Annotated in this window: 2 protein-coding genes; one reads left to right on the top strand and one right to left on the bottom strand. The window is 67.4% G+C overall.

Annotated elements, in window-relative coordinates; translation table 11 throughout:
- On the top strand, nt 1–863 hold an 863-nt coding region (locus tag ACXJKH_RS20865; protein ID WP_457322243.1), incomplete at its 5' end, for a tetratricopeptide repeat protein.
- A 7-nt stretch (nt 864–870) separates the two neighbouring features.
- Here the strand turns inward: ACXJKH_RS20865 and ACXJKH_RS20860 are convergent.
- The coding region (locus ACXJKH_RS20860; protein ID WP_457322242.1) for a zinc ribbon domain-containing protein YjdM at nt 871–1,197 on the bottom strand (327 nt) is incomplete at its 5' end.

Here is a 1,197-nt window from a genome sequence, read left to right as displayed (position 1 = left end):
CCCACACCCTGACCGAAACCTGGCAGACCCACCGCGCCAACTGCCTGTCTTTCACCCTGCTGTTCGTGACCCTGGCGCGCGCGGCCGGCATCGACGCGCGCGTGCAGGAAGTGGCCCAGGTGGTCACCTGGTACGAGGACCAGGGCGTGATCTACAACGTGGGGCACGTCAACGCGGGGGTGACCCTCAATGGCAACACCGCCGTCGTCGACCTGGACCGCAACGTGCTCTACGACCGCTACGGTCCGCAGCCGATCGAGCAGAAGCGCGCGCTGGCGCACTTCTACAACAATCGCGGCGCGATGTGGATGGCCGACGATCTGGCACAGGCCCGCACCTATCTGCAGGCGGCATTGGCGCTGGACCCCACCTTCGTCGCCGGCTGGAACAATCTGGGCGTACTCGACGCACGCAGCGGCAATCTCGCCGAGGCCGAGCGCGACTACCGCACCGCGCTGACGCTGCAGCCGCGCAACGCCGCCAGCCTGACCAATGCCAGCGCGCTGTATCGGCGCCTGGGCGACACCCGCCAGGCCGCGCAGTTGGCCAATCGCCTGCAGCAGGTGCAACGCGGCGATCCGTTCGCACAGTTCCGCTTCGGCAACGAGGCTGAGCAGCGCCAGGACTACGCGGCGGCCGTCGGCTATTACCGCCGCGCGGTGAGCCTGTATCCCACCGCGCACCCGTTCCACTTCGGGCTGGCGCGGGCGTACTTCCTGGCCGGCGACAACGCACGGGCGTCGAAGGAGATGGCCCGCGCACGCGACCTGGCCGGCGACAACGCCGATGTGCTCAAGGCCCAGTACCAGGCCAAGCTGGACAGCCTGAACCGCTGGCGCCAGCGCAGCGCCGCGGTCAACTGAGCCGGTTTCAGGCCTTTTTGAGGAAGCAGGTCTTCAGGACCAGACCCTTGATCTTGTCCGAATTGCCTTCGATGTGTTCGGCGTCATCGTCGACCAGGCGGATGTTGCGGATCACCGTGCCCTGCTTGAGCGGGATCGACGAGCCCTTCACCTTCAGGTCCTTGATCACCGTGACCGTATCGCCGCCGGCCAGCACGTTGCCATTGCTGTCGCGCACCACCAGCGCCTCACCGCCGGCCTCGGCCGCGGTCCACTCATGCCCGCAGTCGGCGCAGATCCACAGCGCGCCATCGGCATAGGTGTTTTCCAGGGAGCATTGCGGGCAGGCAGGAGC

This window comes from Stenotrophomonas sp. P5_B8, assembly GCF_054049855.1.
Note: the sequence above shows the minus strand (reverse complement) of the source record. Positions and strands in the feature narration are given on the sequence as shown.